We start from the raw sequence: 15004 nt of genomic DNA, 5'->3' as shown, positions 1-15004 counted from the left end.
GGCGGCGATTTTCTTCAGTGCGCGTCGGAGATGACGGCGACGCCCAGATAGGCTGCCTTTTTTGTAATCAATCCGGCCAGATCAGCATCAGAACGCTCGGTCCCGGTGCGCTTGCGCAGAATTTCGATTGCGTCCTTCATCGACAGCAGGCCCGTGCAGTGTTCAGCCAGAAGCTTGTCGACGTTCCTGGCAATGTCGGGGGATTCGACGTGGGGATGGTGCATGGCTGCGACTCCTTTCTAGGAGCCGGCATCCCCCCGCCGGCATGGCGGGAGGATCGGGGCTCGTTGAGCACTAAAGGTTACTGAATGACCTCCACAACCCTGCGCGTGCTCGGATCAACCAGAACCATGTGATCGTTGACGACTGTATACCTATACTGAACGTCCGGCACCGTCTGCAATTCAACGGTATCCGGCACCGTCGAGCCTATGCCGAGCTCGAGGCCCAGAATATTGACCGAGGCGACAGGGTGCTTGTGGACATATTCCTTGACGACGGTCTGCTGCTCAGGGGTGACGATCACCTCGTCCGCAGCCGCAAAGCCGATGCCGGCTATCAGAGCCAGGCCGGCGACAGCAGGAATGAGGGTGGTTTTCATCATAAATCTCCTGTTGCGTTGGCGAGCTCCGCGATGCCTCCGCCTGAGCGGAAACATCGGCAGATCGAACATGGGAGCTCGCGGAGCAAACGCCTGCGGAAGGCTCTTGTTCCGTCAGCGGCGGCTAATTGGTTTTCTCCGCGGCGGTCGACGGGAACCGACGCGGCGGCTTTCGCATTGTTTGCATTGGATGATTTGACATGCTGAAGGCCCGCCATGAAGGAAGCTTTCGTCAGAAGCGACATGCCGTTTCGCCGCCCGGTGGCGATCGCCGTCGGCGCCGGCTTCAAGCGCGAGATCGCTTCGCTGGCAGCGATGCAGAATTTCCTCAAGGAATGGCCGCCGACGATGCGCGGCGACTGCTATTGCGCGGCGATGCAGGCCTGCGAGGCGACGCGGTCCGGAGACGTGAAACTCGAACAGGCACGGCGGGCCTTTCTCTCATTCGCTGAGAAGGCCGGCATCCTGTGGACGGGCGTCGATCCGGTGACGGCGTTGCGTGAAGCCAAGATCAGGCGCGTCAGGGCCAGGCGCGAGAACGAGGCGCGCCATTGAATTCTGGGAAGAAAAAAGCCCTTCGCGTCGCGAAGGGCTTTCGATCGCCCGCGGCGGACAGTCCGCCTTAGGGATCAGTCCTACGCCTGGTGACGCTATGTGGCGCACGCGCAACACTGCGCACTGCCGCCCGTTCCGGACGGCAGTCGGTCGACATCGGATGGCGGGGGAAGGCGGCGTCAGTTCGGCGACGATTCGCTGAGCGCCTCGGTGACGAAGGATGCGGCGATCAGGTCATCCGCATCGATGCGTAGGGAGCCCTCGCCGCCCCCCATGATGGCCGCGACCTTCTGGAAGGTCTTCATCTCGTGTTCGGTGATCCTGGCGTCCTGCATCCGGGCTTTCAGATCGGCGACGCGCATCCCGAGCGAGCGGGATGTTCCGATTTCTCGTTTCGACATGTTGACTAGTCCTCCTCGCCCCCAGCCCGTGCCTGTTTTCGCCGCCGCCCGAGTCCGCATCCTGCCCGTGCTTTGTGTTGTCTATGAGACAAGGCGAACCAGAGGCGGCAACGCTCTCTCGCGCGGAAGGTTCCATTAGCGGATGGTAACAAAATAATACCGGGTAAACGGCCCGCCGACCGCAATGGGCGACGGGTCATTCGGTCTGTTGGCCTGTATCAACGGCCGCCTACTGCAGCACCTTGACGATCTTGCGGGTGCCGGGGTCGACGATGACGGTCTGGTCATCGACAACGACATAGCGGTATTTGACGTCGGCACTTCGTGCAGTTCGACCGTACCGGGAAGCGTGCTGCGGATACTGAGCTCGACGCCGAGGACCTTCACCGAGGCCAACGGCTGCTTGTGCACATATTCGCGGATGACCGTCTCCGGCTCAGGCGCGATGATAACGTCCTGAGCGGCACCAGCACCGAGGAGCAGGCTCAAGGTACGGCCAAGTGCCAGACCGGCATGGCCAACTGCCCGAAGGGCTCGAAGACGAACGAACAGGCTCAGGGCAAGACCAAGATGAAGACCACTGAGCAGAACGCTCAGGGCAACGCCGGTACAACCACTGAACGGAACGCACAGGGCACCAACGTCCAGACCGACCAGAACAAGACGGCCTCGATCACCAATGTGACCGTCGAACAGAAGACGCAGATCACGCAGATCATCCACGAGACCAATGTCCAGCCGGTTCGCGATGTCAGCTTCGACATCTCGGTCGGCGTCGAGATCCCGCGGCACAAGATCCGCCTGCACCATGTGCCCGCCCGCATCGTCAATATCATCCCGGCTTACGAGGACTTCGAGTACTTCCTGCTGGCCGACGGACGCATCGTCATCGTCGATCCGAACACCTACACGATCGTCGCGATCCTCGAGGCTTGATCCGGACGTCATCGCGACAAACGAACCCGCCGCGCCTCAAGGCATGGCGGGTCTTTTTGTACCTATGCCAGCACGCTTTCGAAACCACGCTGCCTCCCGGCACATCATCGATCCCGGCGAGGCCGAGGCAAGGTCATATTCGGGAAGCGGGAACCCTGACAGCCCGGCCTGCTTATCGTGATGACACAGGACTTCGCAGGCCGGGCCGTGTCCGACAGTTGAATGCCAGGCATGAAGATTGTGCATTTGTGAAGCCGGATACGCAACTCACGGTATGCGAGAGGCTGAAATCTGGTCTGCCTTGCAATGGTGACCCCATATCGCCGGCCGGCATCCTGAGAAGCACCGGCGGCATCCTGAGAAGCAGACAACCGGCCCCCGCCGCCTTAGCATGAAAGCAGCGGGGTCGGCCCTTCCGCCGATGAAGGGACGTTCTCGGCGGTCGTAGGGGGGGGGGTGCGGAATCGTAGGGGCAGGTTCTAGCTGAACAGGATTGCGGCGGTCGCGAAGGCGACGCACAAGCCAAGCAGTAGCGCTAGAAGCCCGCGCGCCTCATAGACGCTGCGATCCATTAAAGCAGGTCGCGTGAAAAAGGATTCACGCGACCTGCTTTAAGTTTTTGATTTTAAGCATGTCTTTGTCCCGAAACCGGCCCCACTTTCGGGAGACATGCTTTAGTTCCTCCTGATCCATGTGATGAAGGGAACGGATCGGTCCTGGCTTGGTTCCTGAAGCAGAAGTCCCGGACCGCAGGTCCTGACAGCATCGGCCCTAAGACCTATGGTGCGGAGGCTGCCTGAAGTCTTGCGATCCTGCCGGAAAAGGTGCAAGGGTCGGGACGGGTAGAAAATGGGCGAGATCGACGGAACCGGAAGCGGTTACGGCGCTCGGTTGGGCAAATGTATTTTCCGCAGTTTCTTGTGGGAATGACGGCAACGCTCCTGGTGGTCCTGGGTTGGACGTACACATCCACGGGATCGATCTGGGCATCGCTGGGCTGGACGTTCCTGGCGGGCGTTGTGCTGCAGGCAGGCTACTTCGTGGCCGTGCTGTGGCTCGTGCATGCCGAAAGCCGGGTGATGGACGAGACCAAGGCGACCGACGCCAGCGCCGCCAAGCTGCCCGGCCCGTTCGAGCGGGACGGCATCATCCACGCGCTGATCTCGCGGCTGTTCCCAAGGCTGCTGCCGTAATTTGGCGGTTCGGCGCCTGCGGAAGGCGCGGAGCTCCCCGACACTCGTCTTGGACTCCCGGGAGCGGCCCGGCACCCTTAGTCTCACGGAGCAAGAGCACCGGGCCTGACCGGCGGGGACCGCTTACGGGACTTCTCTAGTTGGGCGCACCGGCTGGTAAAGGAATATATGCCATTGCTAATATGATCGAAATGCATCCATAAGGAGAAGAGCGGGGGTAGCTCGCCGTGCGGGTGCGGAACAGGTCGGCGAGATTGCAGCCACCGAGATGCCTGGCCCGTTCGAGTGGGACGGCATCGTCCACGCGCTAAAGCGCGTCGCGCTGAAACGGATCCAGGCGACGCGCTTTAGGTCTTTGTTTTATGCATGTCGTTTTCGCAAAACCGCTGCACACTTTTGCGCGACATGCACTAATTTCGCGGCTGTTCCCGAAGCTGCTGCCTGAGCAACTCGGCGTAGCCTTGGAGATTAGCCGAGGCCTTCCCGCACCATCCTTGGGTCTAGGCTCCGCTTCGCGTCGCTGCGGCCAACAGCGTACACGGCGATGGCAACCGTGCCGACGAACCAAAGCACGTCGCATTGAAGCGGGTTCAAGCGACGCGCTTTGCCGGTGCGGCGTCAGCGCGCGGTGGCGGCAGTGGCCGAGCGCACCGTTTCCGAAGACGAGAAGACCACGAAGGCAAAGACCAGAACCGCGGCGGCGACGATCAGCGAGCCGATCGCCACGACCGGCTCGACCTCCGGATGGCCCGCAGCCAGCATCCAGTAGAGCGCCGGCAGCATGATGACGAGGCCGACCGTATAGAGGCCGTAATGGATCACGGCGATACGGCGCTCGGCCTTGGCCGGGTTGAGCGCGTAGTAGCCGCCGAAGATGGCGCTGGTGACCCAGCCGAGAAGGTTGATGTGGGCATGCGCCGGGAAGGCGCCGTGATCGCCCGAAATCGCCATCTGCAGCCCGGCGGCTACGCCCAGGATGAGAAAGACGATGGCAGTTTTAAAGAAAAGCTCCGAAACCCGCGGCATTTTGTTGTCCTCCCAATGCCCTGTGAAACCCTCAGCGCCCCAAGTCTACACACTGCAAAGCATATTAGCCACGACGCACTGAGAGCGGCGGCGCGTTTTGGTGTGGATTGTAGGGTGGAAGCGAGGCAAGAAACTCTACAATGTTTCAGACCCTGGCGGGACAGCGGGGGCGCGAAGGTACGCGACCTTGCGTTGGCAGCCTCGGCGCTCAGCATTCGCGGCGGTGACGGCGGTCGTCAACGATGCGCGCGAGCACCTCGGTCGGGTCACGGTCGACGGGCATCGCGAGCGCGTTTTCGATGTCGAAGGCGGTGACGCCGATGTCGCGGCGCTCGCATTCGTTCATGGCGGCAAGGGCTGCGAGGTCGCCGCGTGCCTTCCAGAAGCGCGGCAGCCACAGCAGCGCCGACGTCGCGCCGGCCAGCAGCCGGAAAGGCCGGGAGGGGGAAGCATGCGACGCGCGATCGGCAGCGAGACCGATGAAAGGAACCATCGTTGTCATGGCGTTGTCTCCATCCTCGAACTGTCATTGAGCGACAGCAAGGATGAGGGTAGTCGGCGGCCGGCCGGAGATCGTGATGCCCCAGCGAAACTGCGAGGAAATTGCGATGAAACCGGCAGGCGGACACTGGGGCCGGGTCGGCCGGCAATCAGGTCAGTCCGGCAGGCCGGCCTCGCGCAGGCCGGAGGCGATGCGCTCTCGCGTGGCCGCCTCGAAAGGCAGCTGGTCGCAGATCTTGGCGATCGTCAGCCCGGGATGAATTTCCAGCATCTTGCCGCAAACGCTCTGCGCTTCGTCCTTGCGGCCGGCATAGACCAGCGTCGTGGCCAGTTGGCGCAGCCCCCAGGTCGCGGCGGGCTGCCGGCTGAGGCCGCGCTGCGTCATGACCAACGCTTCTTCGTAGCGCGAGGCGAGGAAATGGGCAGCGCCGATGCCGACCTCGGCAATATAGCCCATCGGGTCGACCGGACTGAGCCGTTCGAAATGCGCGAATTTTTCGATCGCAGCCTCGGGCCGCTCGCGATAGACATCCAGCCAGGCGCTGCGCAGCCAGGCCCATGCGGAATTCGGATCGAGCGCGCGCGCCCGCGCCAGATGCATGTCGGCGACATCGTAGTCGCGGGCAAAGGAATGCGCGGCGCCGAGCACGGCAAGCACCATCGGGTCGTCGCCGGAGAGCGCCGCCCCTTTTTGCGCCAGGCGCAGGCCCTCCTCCCGGGAAGCCGCCGGCGTTTCGGTCCAGTGGTAGGCGACGCGCTGCAGATGGCACCAGGCGAGCAGCGAAAGCGCCAGCGGATAATCCGGCTCGATCGCGATCGCTCGATCGAGCAGCGTCCGGGCCTCGTCGTTCTGCGCCCGCTCGAGCGACCAGGTGAGCGGAAAGGCGCGCAGCACGTAGTCATACGCGGCGAGGCTTTCCGGCCGCTTGCGCCGCGACCGCTCGATCTCGGCCGACAGGATGGAGGGCTGGATGGCGCCGACGACACTCTCCGCAAACCGATCCTGCAGGTCGAAGACGTCGGCCATGGTTCCGTCGTAGCGGTCGGCCCAGATGGTCTTGCCGGAAGACTGGTCGATGAGCTGCCCGGTGAGGCGGATGTGGTCGCCGGCCTTGCGAACGCTGCCGGTCAGCACGTAGCGAACGCCGAGCTCGGCTCCTGCCCGCCTTACACCGTCGGCCTGCCCCTTGTAGGCGAAGCTCGAATTGCGGGCGATGACGAACAGCCAGCGCATGCGCGACAGCGCCGTGGTGATCTCGCCGACCATGCCGTCGGCGAAATAGTCCTGAGCAGGGTCGCTGCTGAGATTCTCGAAGGGCAGCACCGCGATCGACGGCGCGTCGCCGGCGCCCTGCGCGGCCCCGGCGTCGGTCGCCGCGCGATCCTCGACGCGACGGACACGATCCTCGTCGATCACATAGCCGCGCCGCAGCACCGTGCGGATCAGGCCGTCGGCATCCGGCCCAAGCGCCTTGCGGATATCCTTCATGCATTGGGTGAGGGAATCGTCGGAGACGGCGATGTTGGGCCAGACGGCGTTGACCAGCTCGTCCTTGCCGATGACGCGGCCGGCGTTCTCCAGCAGATAGGTCAGCAGCGACAGCGATTTGGCGCGCAGGTCGACGTCGTGCCCGCCCCTCTGCAGCCTGCCCCTGCGCAGATCGAGCCTGTGGCCTGAGAATTCGAACGTCGTCATGTCGCCCCTCGAGGAGACGTCAAACAAATTCGGCCTTGATCAACATCCTCGCTCGCTCGAAGACATCACGACTGTGCTTCGACATCAAGGCTTCCGCCCGCTGAAGATTGCATGGCCGGCGAAGAGCCAGACGCAGTCGACCGCGGTGAAGCCGGCTTCGGACAGCCAGCACAACTGTTCGGCCAGCGAGGACGGCTTGTCGATCGGCTCGCCGTCGGGATTGCGGAAATAGTTCCAGCCGAGCCGATTGAACTCGGCGAAGGCCGCCAGGTCGCCGTCGATGGCCAACGCCCGCGAACGCACGGCCTCGTCCCATTGGCGCGCGGCGATGGCGAGAGCGCCCGCGCTCGGCGGACGCACGATGTCGGCCACCACGAAGACGCCGCCGGGGCGGAGCGCGGCCGCCACGTCCGCGAACAGCGTCTGCTTCTGCCGGCCGTCGAGATGGTGGATGGCTAAAGAGGAGACGATCGCGTGCGGCGGCTCGGAAAAGCGTCGCCAATTGCGATCCGCCAGCTCAAAGGCGGCCGTGGTCAGGCGGCCGGCATGATCGCGGCAGGTCTTTTGCGTCTGCTCTAGCATCGGCTCCGAACCGTCGAGCGCCAGCACCCGGCAGTCCGGAAATCGCTCTAGCAAGGCGCGGCTGAGCAACCCCTCGCCTGAGCAAAGCTCGACCAGCAGGCTATCCGACGCGGCAGAGATCAGATCGGTGATCATGTCGATCTGGCGTTCGCGCTCGGGGACGAAGTAGCGCCCGTAGTCGAGAAAGCTGCGGGAATTGTTCTCGTTCCAGTGCTGCGCGCCTTGCATGTCCACCATGATGCATGCCCTTCCATTTTCGCCTGACCCTGCCCGAGGCTCGGCCGGCCGTCGTGATGCGCGGCTGAAATTCGGCTGAAATCGGCGTGAGGAAGGGACCGCCAACCCTCGCGGCCGGTGCGGCGGGACGAAGCCGGCGGGACAGAGGACGCGAAGGAACGCCATAATGCCCGCGGGTGCGCACTCACAAAACTAAGATGCCGCCGGGCGAGGCCCGGCGGCATGGCAGTCCACCCTCTGGCAGGTTCGCCGCGATCGCGCCTTACGGCAACGCCGCTGCCTCGTCGATCTTGTCGGCCAGCACGCCCTTGGCCCAGTCCGTCACCTCCTGGTCGACCGGCTTGTTGGCCATGTCCTGTAGGGCCGCGTCCAACGTTGCGTCGTCGGGGGCGGGCGTATTGGCAGCCTCGGTCTGGGCGTCGGTGAGCGCCTGATTGGCGTCATTCAGCGCGGTGGTCGCGTCATCGATCTGCGCCTGCAAAGCGTCGATCTCTTCTTGCGTGGCCGGCGGATTCGCGCTCTGCAGCGCGGTCATTTTCTCGTTGAGCGCGTCGAGCGCGGCCTGGGCATCAACTACGCCCTGCTCCGCCGCCGTTACCGCGGCCTGCGCCTTCTGGGCTGCGGCCGCCTGCGTCACGTAGGACTGGATGGCCGCGAATTTCGGGCTCTTAGAGTTCAAATAGGCGTTGATGTTGCGCTGCAGCGAGTTCAGCCGGCCGAGCTTGGCGTGGATGTTCTTTTCCTTGGGCGTCGCGGCCGTGGCCGTGTCATCCGTGGTGTCGTCCTGCGACTTCGCCACCTGCCCGGGAGCCGACGCCTTGCCATGCGTGCCGCTGTTGCCCTTGCCGCCGCCGTTGCCGTTGCCGCCGCCGTTGCCGTTGCCGCCGCCATGGTCGCCGCTATTGCCGTGGCCGCCGCCATTGCCGCCGGCCCCGGCAAGCGCCGGAGCAGCCGCGAGCGCGAGGATGGCCAGTGAAGCCAGAAGTGTCTTTCGGATCGTCATCGTGTTTCTCCGCAGGTGAATCGCCACCACTGCCCAACCGCTAGGCTGCGTCTTATGAGAATTTCCTAATGGCTTGGAGTAACTTTTAGGCAAATACCGTCGCGACAAGAGAGCAAGCCGGGGAAGCGCCCCTCGAACCAACCACATTCCTATATTAACCTATTGAAATCATTTCATAAATAAATGGCCCAAGCTCGTATCCGCCCTCTGGAACAATGAAGGCCCATGCGGCATGGGACCATGGGCCCAAGGTCATGCGGCCGGGGTCGGCGGAAGGGTTCCAGGTCCTTGTTTATGTATAGGTTTTCGCAAAAAAACGCCGCGCCAGCCATGGGCGCCGCGCATGGGAGCCGTCGGCATTTGGCCGCTCAAGCGCGTCGGCGGTTTGTCTTACGCGATCCCGGATGAATATCGACATATACTTTTATATAGTTTTCCTGGAATTGCGATCTTGCTTGGCGCATTCCGGGCGGAAACCGCTGCGCACTTTCCTGGACGTACCTCAGCCGCTGATCAGCTCGATATCGACCGTTTCAGTTCCGGCTATGACGGGCACGCTCCTTTCACGCTGTTGAGCAACGGCACGTTCACCGTGGTCGATTGGCTGATCGGGAAGGCGCTGAAAAGCGGGAAATCGATGACGAAGGCATAGCTGGCGTTCACATGCGCTATGCAGAAGCCGCCGCTCGGCGGGTCGGTAGTGATCGTGACGTTGACGTTCTGCAAGCCAAGCGCCTGCAGCTTCTGCGTCGCGATGGCCTGGATCTGGGACTGGGTCAGCGTGTTGTTGAGCTGCAGGGAGCGCGCGGAGGCCTCCAGTGCGTAACGCACGCTGGAGGCGTTGTTCATGGACCAGCCGAAGGCGAAGATGCCGAACAAGAGCATGATCAAGAAGGGCACGACAAGCGCGAATTCAATCGCGGCTCCGCCGGAGCTGTCGCCGGCAAACGCCTTTGCTCTTTTGTCAGCGGACACGGACCACCTGCAGGTGGGAGAGCGCCGTGTTATGCGGGAAAACGCCGAAGCTGAAAGGCGGCACCCAGGTGCCCGACGCCTGGATCTGGACGTAGATCGAGGGAAGCTTGGATCCCGCGCAGATTGTCGATTCCGACGCGACCACGATCGTTCCGCATTTGTAGGTTCGGGTAATCGCGACCGCCGCATCGTCGGGCTTCTTTTGCCAGCTAGCGAGCGCGGCGGCCTGGATGGCGTTGTCATCGGTAGCGCCAGCCAACAGCAGGTTCGCCGCTGTCTTCACGCCGGATCGCATCGCCAGCGAGCTGGTGACATAGGACCAGCCGTCGGCGATGCCGAAGAGCGCGGCGCACAGCACCGGCAGCACGAGCGCGAATTCCACCGCGGCCGCGCCGGAGCGGTTCTTGCGGAAGCGGATTGCAGCCTGCCCCATACCGCTACTCGACGATCGCGACCGACTGCGCCGCCGGTAGATTCTTCATGCCGAGGCTCGTGCAGTCCTGCTTGATGGTCGTATTGCCGGACCACTGGATCGTGTCCGCAACCACCTGAGTACAACCATTAATGCCCGAGAAATTGCCGAGATAGTTGACCTGCTGCCTGGGGAAGTAGATAGCCCCGGTCAAAAGCGAGTTCGCGGTGCCGTTGAAGGTGCTCTGCGCCGCGGTCCCGGCCCTGTCGCCGTAGAACAGCACGCCGGAATAGGTGCCCGAGGTCGGCGCGCTGAGCATCACCGTGGCGTTGCCGTTCATGCTGACGGTGCTGCTGCCGGCCATGTAGATAGTCACGCCGGCGCCGGCGATGACGGCATTGGCGTTGATCTTGAAATCGCCCTGGACGACATAGACGCCGGGAGAGAGCGTGACGGTGCCCTTGAGGTTCATGCCGTTGCAATAGGTCCCGGGGCTCAGCGTCGTTTTGTTGTCGTTCTGGCATTGGTTCGAGGCCGACGGCGCCGGCAGGCTTGAGAACGGATCGGCGGCCGGCAGGGCGTGGGTGATCGGGGCCTTGCAGACCATCGTGGGTGTGCTGCTGAGCGAAACGCCGCCAACCGCTATCAGGCAGTCGGTCTGGAGGGTCGCCGAGCCCTGAAGCTTGATGGCATCGGCGGCGATCGAATTCGCCATGGTAACGCAGCCGGTCTGCTTGGGGCTGGTGTTGCCGGAAAAGAGCACCGCCTGCGAGGCCGACGGGCTCGTCGCTATGTTGCAGGCATAGGCGCCATCGGTGATCAGCGCCACCGCCCTCGCCTTCTCCGATACCTTGCTCTGGGTAAAGATGGCGGTGAACATCCGGTCGAGGTTCTGGTTGAGGATCACCTCGACTGCCTTCTTGGCCGTATTCGGCCCCGAGGTGGGTGGCGTGTGGACGACAATGGTGCCGGTGCCGAGACCGTTGTCGGTCGCCGACTGCGTGGCGGCCGCCGTGATCGCCGCGGTGTCGGATCCCGCGACCTTTTCCAGCGCGCCCGCATAGGCGGCGGCGTCCGCCGTCGCCTGCAGCTTCAGGCTCGAATAGTACCAGTAGGACGTCTCGACGCCGAGCCCCGCCCCGCCGACCACGACCGGCAAGGCAAGCGCGAAGATGGTTGCAACATTGCCGCCCTCGCCGCCGCGCAGGCGACGGGAGACGAACTGTTTAAAAATTCGACTCAATGAGGCCATGGCCGAGCTCACCCAAGCTATCCCGGCTAACACGTTCAGCATTCGCCGATAAACGAATGGATAATTTTTTTCCTCGACTTGCGGCTTTTGGACCCCTGAGGGCGTATTTGCCACCTTACGTCGCAGGACATCGGACTTAGGTCCCAGTCTGCATCAGACTAAGGTGTAACTATTAGAAAAGGCTGCTATTTTAGCATTTTCTGCATTTTATCTTTTTCGGAAATCCCTCGTAGAGACAGGATGGCGTATCGCTCTTCCATATCCGGCGAGGGCGGCTCCGATGATTGGACAGTTCTGGGCTTCGAAGCGCGGCAATTTCGCGCTGGCGACCGCGATCGCCATGGTGCCGCTGATGCTGGTCGTGGCCGGCGCCGTCGACCTGGTGGGAACCAGCGACGACGCTGCGCAACTGCAGAACTCGCTGGACGCGGCCGGGCTCGCGGTGGGCACGAAATACCAGCCGAGCATGTCGGCGAACGATGTACGGCAGCTCGGCCAGACTTTCTTCGCCGCCAATATGAGCGCCGCCGACGCCGGGGAATATTCGGGCAGCGTGGACGCCTTCCAGGCGACCGCCAGCGGCGATCCGAGCGCCTACTATATTTCTCTGTCGTCGAGCATCAGCCGGCCGGCCTTCGTCAGCGGCGCGCCCGCCTGGCAGGCGACGCGCTCGGCTGCCGTCGAGGTCAAGCCCGGAGCGCAGGCATGTGTGCTGGCGCTCGATCCGCATGTGAGTTCCGCCGTAAGTCTGCAGGGCTCGACCAATGTCGCGATGAACGGCTGCGTGATCGCCGCCAACTCGGACGCGGCGGGCGCCGTCAGCCGGGGCGGCTCGGCGATCGTCAGCGCCGGATGCGTCTCGACGGTCGGCACGACCTCCGGCCTGACGCCGCCTAACGCCACCCTTTCCTGCGGCGCGCCGCTGGAAAACCAGTATGCGTCCTTCGATCCGCTGGCCAATGTCATGCCTCCCCCCTACGGGCTCTGCACCACGATGCCCAACGGCAAGACGATCACTCTCTCGCCCGGCACCTATTGCGACAAGACCTGGTCGGGACAGATCACGCTCAATCCGGGCGTCTACATCCTGCGAAACGTCGCCATAAAGCCCGGCGGCAATGGCAGCCTGACGGGGCACGGCGTGACGATTTTCCTGATGGAAGGATCGCAGATCACCATCAACGCCAACGAGACGGTGGACCTCTCGCCGATGACGAGCGGTCCCTACGCCGGTATCACCATCTTCCAGGCCCACGGCAACACGCAAGCGCTGACGATCAACGGCGGATCCGGCTCGGTGGTGAGCGGCTTCATCTACGCCCCCGACGCGGCGATCACCTATGCCGGCAATTCGGACATGAGTGCTGAAGGCAGTTGCCTGCGACTGGTCGGCAAAACCGTCGCCATGACGGGGAACTCGGCGGTGAAGTCGGACTGCACGACCGAGCTCGGCAACCGCGAGATGTATGCCGGCAGGACGATCACGCTGGTGAAGTAGCGCCAGTCTCCCCCTCGAGGGGGGAGACGGCCGCGAAGCGGTCAGAGGGGGTCGTCTCGCATAGAGCTGCAGCGCCCTCTCGAAACGAAGAAGACGTTGGCGCTCCACGCGCGGCGACCCCCTCTGTGGCCTTCGGCGACGTCTCCCCCTCAAGGGGGGAGATCACAACTCGCCCACGATATCAGCGCCCGGCTGCTCGTCGAACAGCACCGCGCAGCCGCGTTCCAACGCAACCTGGCTCAAGGCATTCGCCGCCGCCTCGTCCGACGAGACGAAGTCGCCGGTCAGGACGCGCAGTTCCTCGACGGCTTTCGACATTGAGATGAAGCGCCCGGCCGTGCGATCGCTCGCGCAGGCATCGACGACGCAGAGAAGATCGATGAGTTCGAAGCTATCCATGGCGGCCTCCGCCGACAGCATCCCTTCGCGGGAGTCAACGGCGCGGTATGCGGCGAGGTTCCACTCACGAATTGGACGGCGGCCTCGATGCCGGCCTCTGGGGCGCGAGCTTGAGATCGAAGCGCGGCGGCAGGCAAGGCTCGAAGCAGACCTTGCGCGCGGATCCGGTCGTGGCCGGATCGACCGGAAGCAGAATGACCATCTGCGCCCGCCGTTCCGGCCAGAGCGGTTTGCCGAAGACCAGGAAGATGCCGGTGATCACAGTTGCCAGCAAAAGGGCGGCGAACAGGTTCGCGATAAACTCGCCCGGCTGCATGGGACATCTCCCTGGAGCAGTTCGGTGAACCGCTCCAACCATTTGCTTTTAGGAGCTGCCCGCCACATCGCAGGAAATGGCGGGCACTCCACTCTGAGCCGCCGATGAAGGGACTTTGTTCGACGACCTGTCAGGCAATGAATTGCCGGCGCACTTGTTTCCAAAAATCCGGCCACTCGGGCCTCTGCAGTGGAAGGTGAGACTTCAGTCGCACCGGGATTGCGGACCGTAGCCCCGGTGTCCAGACATTCGCTTGCCGGCGCTGCCCGCCAGCGGCGGCCAACCGCTCCGGCCAGGCGCAACCAGTTGGCCGGGAGCGCGTTGATCGAATGGCTACTCCAGCTCTGGCCCGCGCATTCCCTCCGGTAGACGCGGGCCTTTTTTAGCCGTCCATTTCCATCGGCGCATGCCCGGGCCTTTGATGCCAGACGACCTGACGGAAATCCGTCAGTTCGACAACCTGGTCGCAGACCGGACAGATGTAGCTGTCACAACACTGGCGGAGCGCCGGCGGGTCACGACGGGTGCCGAGGACCCGCGGATGGGTTTGCGTTTTCGGAGCCTGATGAAGCATCGGTTTCCTCCCTGTTTTTTTAGTTTGATTGCCTCCGCTCGATGGTCCTCCCCACCACGGCTATATCCCTGCCGCCCGGCGAGCAGGCAGCGTGCTCGGCCCGGATCGAGATTGTCCTGGTCTGGGATTGCGACAGCAACGACGGGATCGTCCGGATTGGTTGCCAAGGGTCATCGAATTCTCCCTTTGGGGTGAGAACGGATGGTCCCTCAACCATCGTCGTGCCGACGCTGGCTGTAGCAAAGCACGGTTCAAAAGAGCGCGCATTAACTTTCGACATGGGAGGTAAAGAATCGGCATCCGCAATTACATTAGCAATCACTCATTGAAAGGCATATGAATCGGGCAGCGGTCACCGGCGATCGCGGCGTCAGGCTCCGCTTGGACTCATGGAATATGGGAGGATGCCATGGCCGAAGCTGCAATGAACGTCACCAAGCTCGAATCCAAGTCGCACAACGACCCCGACGAAGTCCGCTCGCCCGCCAAGACACGTGTCGAAATCGTTCGGCTGCCGGGCTACACGCTTGGGCGGCTCAACATGGAGCCGGGCTGGAAATGGTCCGAATGCGTGAAGCCTGTGGTCAAGACCGACAGCTGCCAGGTCTCGCATGTCGGCTATGTCGTGTCCGGGACGATCACTGTGCGCATGAACGACGGGACCGAGAAAACCTTCACCGAGGGCACGTCTTATACGATCCCGCCCGGCCATGACGCCTGGGTGGTAGGCAATCAGCCGTTCCAATGCATCGAGGTGCTCAGCGCCGAGCAATACGCCAAGCCGGCGTAAGGCAGTGAATCTCCCCTCGAGGGGGAGATTATCCGCGCAACCAGCTCCGAACGTCTT

The 15004-nt window shown here is 63.1% G+C and carries 19 protein-coding genes and 1 pseudogene; 5 read left to right on the top strand and 15 right to left on the bottom strand.

The annotated features are described in order from the left end of the window. Positions 1 to 14 precede the first annotated feature (14 nt). The gene (locus AC4FWB_RS13875) at positions 15 to 224 is read right to left on the bottom strand and encodes a hypothetical protein (protein ID WP_491026660.1); all 210 of its coding nucleotides are present in this window, start codon (positions 222 to 224) and stop codon (positions 15 to 17) included. A gap of 77 nt (positions 225 to 301) precedes the next feature. After that, positions 302 to 601, bottom strand: coding sequence for a DUF1236 domain-containing protein (locus tag AC4FWB_RS13870; protein ID WP_491026658.1), 300 nt, complete (start codon positions 599 to 601; stop codon positions 302 to 304). 216 nt (positions 602 to 817) lie between these two features. Between AC4FWB_RS13870 and AC4FWB_RS13865 the strand changes: the two genes are divergently transcribed. After that, positions 818 to 1156 carry a DUF982 domain-containing protein gene (locus AC4FWB_RS13865; RefSeq protein WP_491026657.1) on the top strand — a complete coding sequence of 113 codons (339 nt, stop codon included), beginning with the start codon at positions 818 to 820 and terminating at the stop codon, positions 1154 to 1156. Between the two features lie 179 nt (positions 1157 to 1335). Here the strand turns inward: AC4FWB_RS13865 and AC4FWB_RS13860 are convergent, their stop codons facing one another. Next, complete coding sequence (locus tag AC4FWB_RS13860) at positions 1336 to 1557, bottom strand: hypothetical protein (protein ID WP_491026655.1); 222 nt, start codon at positions 1555 to 1557, stop codon at positions 1336 to 1338. Between the two features lie 229 nt (positions 1558 to 1786). Next, positions 1787 to 2064 (bottom strand): annotated as a pseudogene (locus tag AC4FWB_RS13855) (DUF1236 domain-containing protein). A 6-nt stretch (positions 2065 to 2070) separates the two neighbouring features. On the opposite strand from AC4FWB_RS13855, the gene AC4FWB_RS13850 reads away from it, so the two are divergent. Then, complete coding sequence (locus tag AC4FWB_RS13850; RefSeq protein WP_491026788.1) at positions 2071 to 2493, top strand: DUF1236 domain-containing protein; 423 nt, start codon at positions 2071 to 2073, stop codon at positions 2491 to 2493. A gap of 926 nt (positions 2494 to 3419) precedes the next feature. After that, positions 3420 to 3686, top strand: a complete 267-nt coding sequence (locus AC4FWB_RS13845; RefSeq protein ID WP_491026654.1) for an exopolysaccharide production repressor protein — start codon at positions 3420 to 3422, stop codon at positions 3684 to 3686. Between the two features lie 618 nt (positions 3687 to 4304). Here the strand turns inward: AC4FWB_RS13845 and AC4FWB_RS13840 are convergent. From AC4FWB_RS13840 to AC4FWB_RS13805, 8 genes are all read right to left on the bottom strand, one after another. Next, positions 4305 to 4712, bottom strand: a complete 408-nt coding sequence (locus AC4FWB_RS13840) for a hypothetical protein (protein ID WP_491026653.1) — start codon at positions 4710 to 4712, stop codon at positions 4305 to 4307. A 208-nt stretch (positions 4713 to 4920) separates the two neighbouring features. Then, positions 4921 to 5214, bottom strand: coding sequence for a hypothetical protein (locus tag AC4FWB_RS13835; RefSeq protein ID WP_491026652.1), 294 nt, complete (start codon positions 5212 to 5214; stop codon positions 4921 to 4923). A 153-nt stretch (positions 5215 to 5367) separates the two neighbouring features. Beyond that, positions 5368 to 6909 carry a winged helix-turn-helix domain-containing protein gene (locus AC4FWB_RS13830; RefSeq protein WP_491026650.1) on the bottom strand — a complete coding sequence of 514 codons (1542 nt, stop codon included), beginning with the start codon at positions 6907 to 6909 and terminating at the stop codon, positions 5368 to 5370. 84 nt (positions 6910 to 6993) lie between these two features. Next, the gene (locus AC4FWB_RS13825; protein ID WP_491026649.1) at positions 6994 to 7728 is read right to left on the bottom strand and encodes a class I SAM-dependent methyltransferase; all 735 of its coding nucleotides are present in this window, start codon (positions 7726 to 7728) and stop codon (positions 6994 to 6996) included. 262 nt (positions 7729 to 7990) lie between these two features. Continuing rightward, on the bottom strand, positions 7991 to 8731 hold the full coding sequence (locus tag AC4FWB_RS13820; protein WP_491026647.1) for a hypothetical protein: 741 nt from the start codon (positions 8729 to 8731) through the stop codon (positions 7991 to 7993). 543 nt (positions 8732 to 9274) lie between these two features. After that, positions 9275 to 9706, bottom strand: coding sequence for a TadE/TadG family type IV pilus assembly protein (locus AC4FWB_RS13815; RefSeq protein ID WP_491026646.1), 432 nt, complete (start codon positions 9704 to 9706; stop codon positions 9275 to 9277). Then, the gene (locus tag AC4FWB_RS13810) at positions 9696 to 10139 is read right to left on the bottom strand and encodes a TadE/TadG family type IV pilus assembly protein (protein ID WP_491026645.1); all 444 of its coding nucleotides are present in this window, start codon (positions 10137 to 10139) and stop codon (positions 9696 to 9698) included. The genes AC4FWB_RS13815 and AC4FWB_RS13810 overlap by 11 nt, the downstream gene beginning before the upstream one ends. A 4-nt stretch (positions 10140 to 10143) precedes the next feature. After that, positions 10144 to 11370, bottom strand: coding sequence for a pilus assembly protein TadG-related protein (locus tag AC4FWB_RS13805; RefSeq protein WP_491026644.1), 1227 nt, complete (start codon positions 11368 to 11370; stop codon positions 10144 to 10146). A gap of 280 nt (positions 11371 to 11650) precedes the next feature. On the opposite strand from AC4FWB_RS13805, the gene AC4FWB_RS13800 reads away from it, so the two are divergent. Then, positions 11651 to 12868, top strand: a complete 1218-nt coding sequence (locus tag AC4FWB_RS13800; RefSeq protein WP_491026642.1) for a TadE/TadG family type IV pilus assembly protein — start codon at positions 11651 to 11653, stop codon at positions 12866 to 12868. A 162-nt stretch (positions 12869 to 13030) separates the two neighbouring features. Here the strand turns inward: AC4FWB_RS13800 and AC4FWB_RS13795 are convergent, their stop codons facing one another. The 3 genes from AC4FWB_RS13795 to AC4FWB_RS13785 form a co-directional block, all read right to left on the bottom strand. Then, complete coding sequence (locus AC4FWB_RS13795) at positions 13031 to 13267, bottom strand: hypothetical protein (protein ID WP_491026640.1); 237 nt, start codon at positions 13265 to 13267, stop codon at positions 13031 to 13033. Between the two features lie 64 nt (positions 13268 to 13331). Continuing rightward, positions 13332 to 13583 carry a polymerase gene (locus tag AC4FWB_RS13790; RefSeq protein WP_491026639.1) on the bottom strand — a complete coding sequence of 84 codons (252 nt, stop codon included), beginning with the start codon at positions 13581 to 13583 and terminating at the stop codon, positions 13332 to 13334. Between the two features lie 382 nt (positions 13584 to 13965). Next, positions 13966 to 14157: a hypothetical protein gene (locus AC4FWB_RS13785; protein ID WP_491026637.1), complete on the bottom strand. Its 192-nt coding sequence runs from the start codon at positions 14155 to 14157 to the stop codon at positions 13966 to 13968. A gap of 409 nt (positions 14158 to 14566) precedes the next feature. Here AC4FWB_RS13785 and AC4FWB_RS13780 point away from each other — a divergent pair, with 409 nt between their 5' ends. Further along, the gene (locus AC4FWB_RS13780) at positions 14567 to 14947 is read left to right on the top strand and encodes a cupin domain-containing protein (RefSeq protein WP_491026635.1); all 381 of its coding nucleotides are present in this window, start codon (positions 14567 to 14569) and stop codon (positions 14945 to 14947) included. Positions 14948 to 15004: the final 57 nt, after the last annotated feature.

Source organism: Mesorhizobium sp. LEGMi-168a (assembly GCF_058312955.1).
The sequence above is the reverse complement of the archived record's forward strand: the minus strand, read 5'-3'. Positions and strand labels throughout refer to the sequence as shown.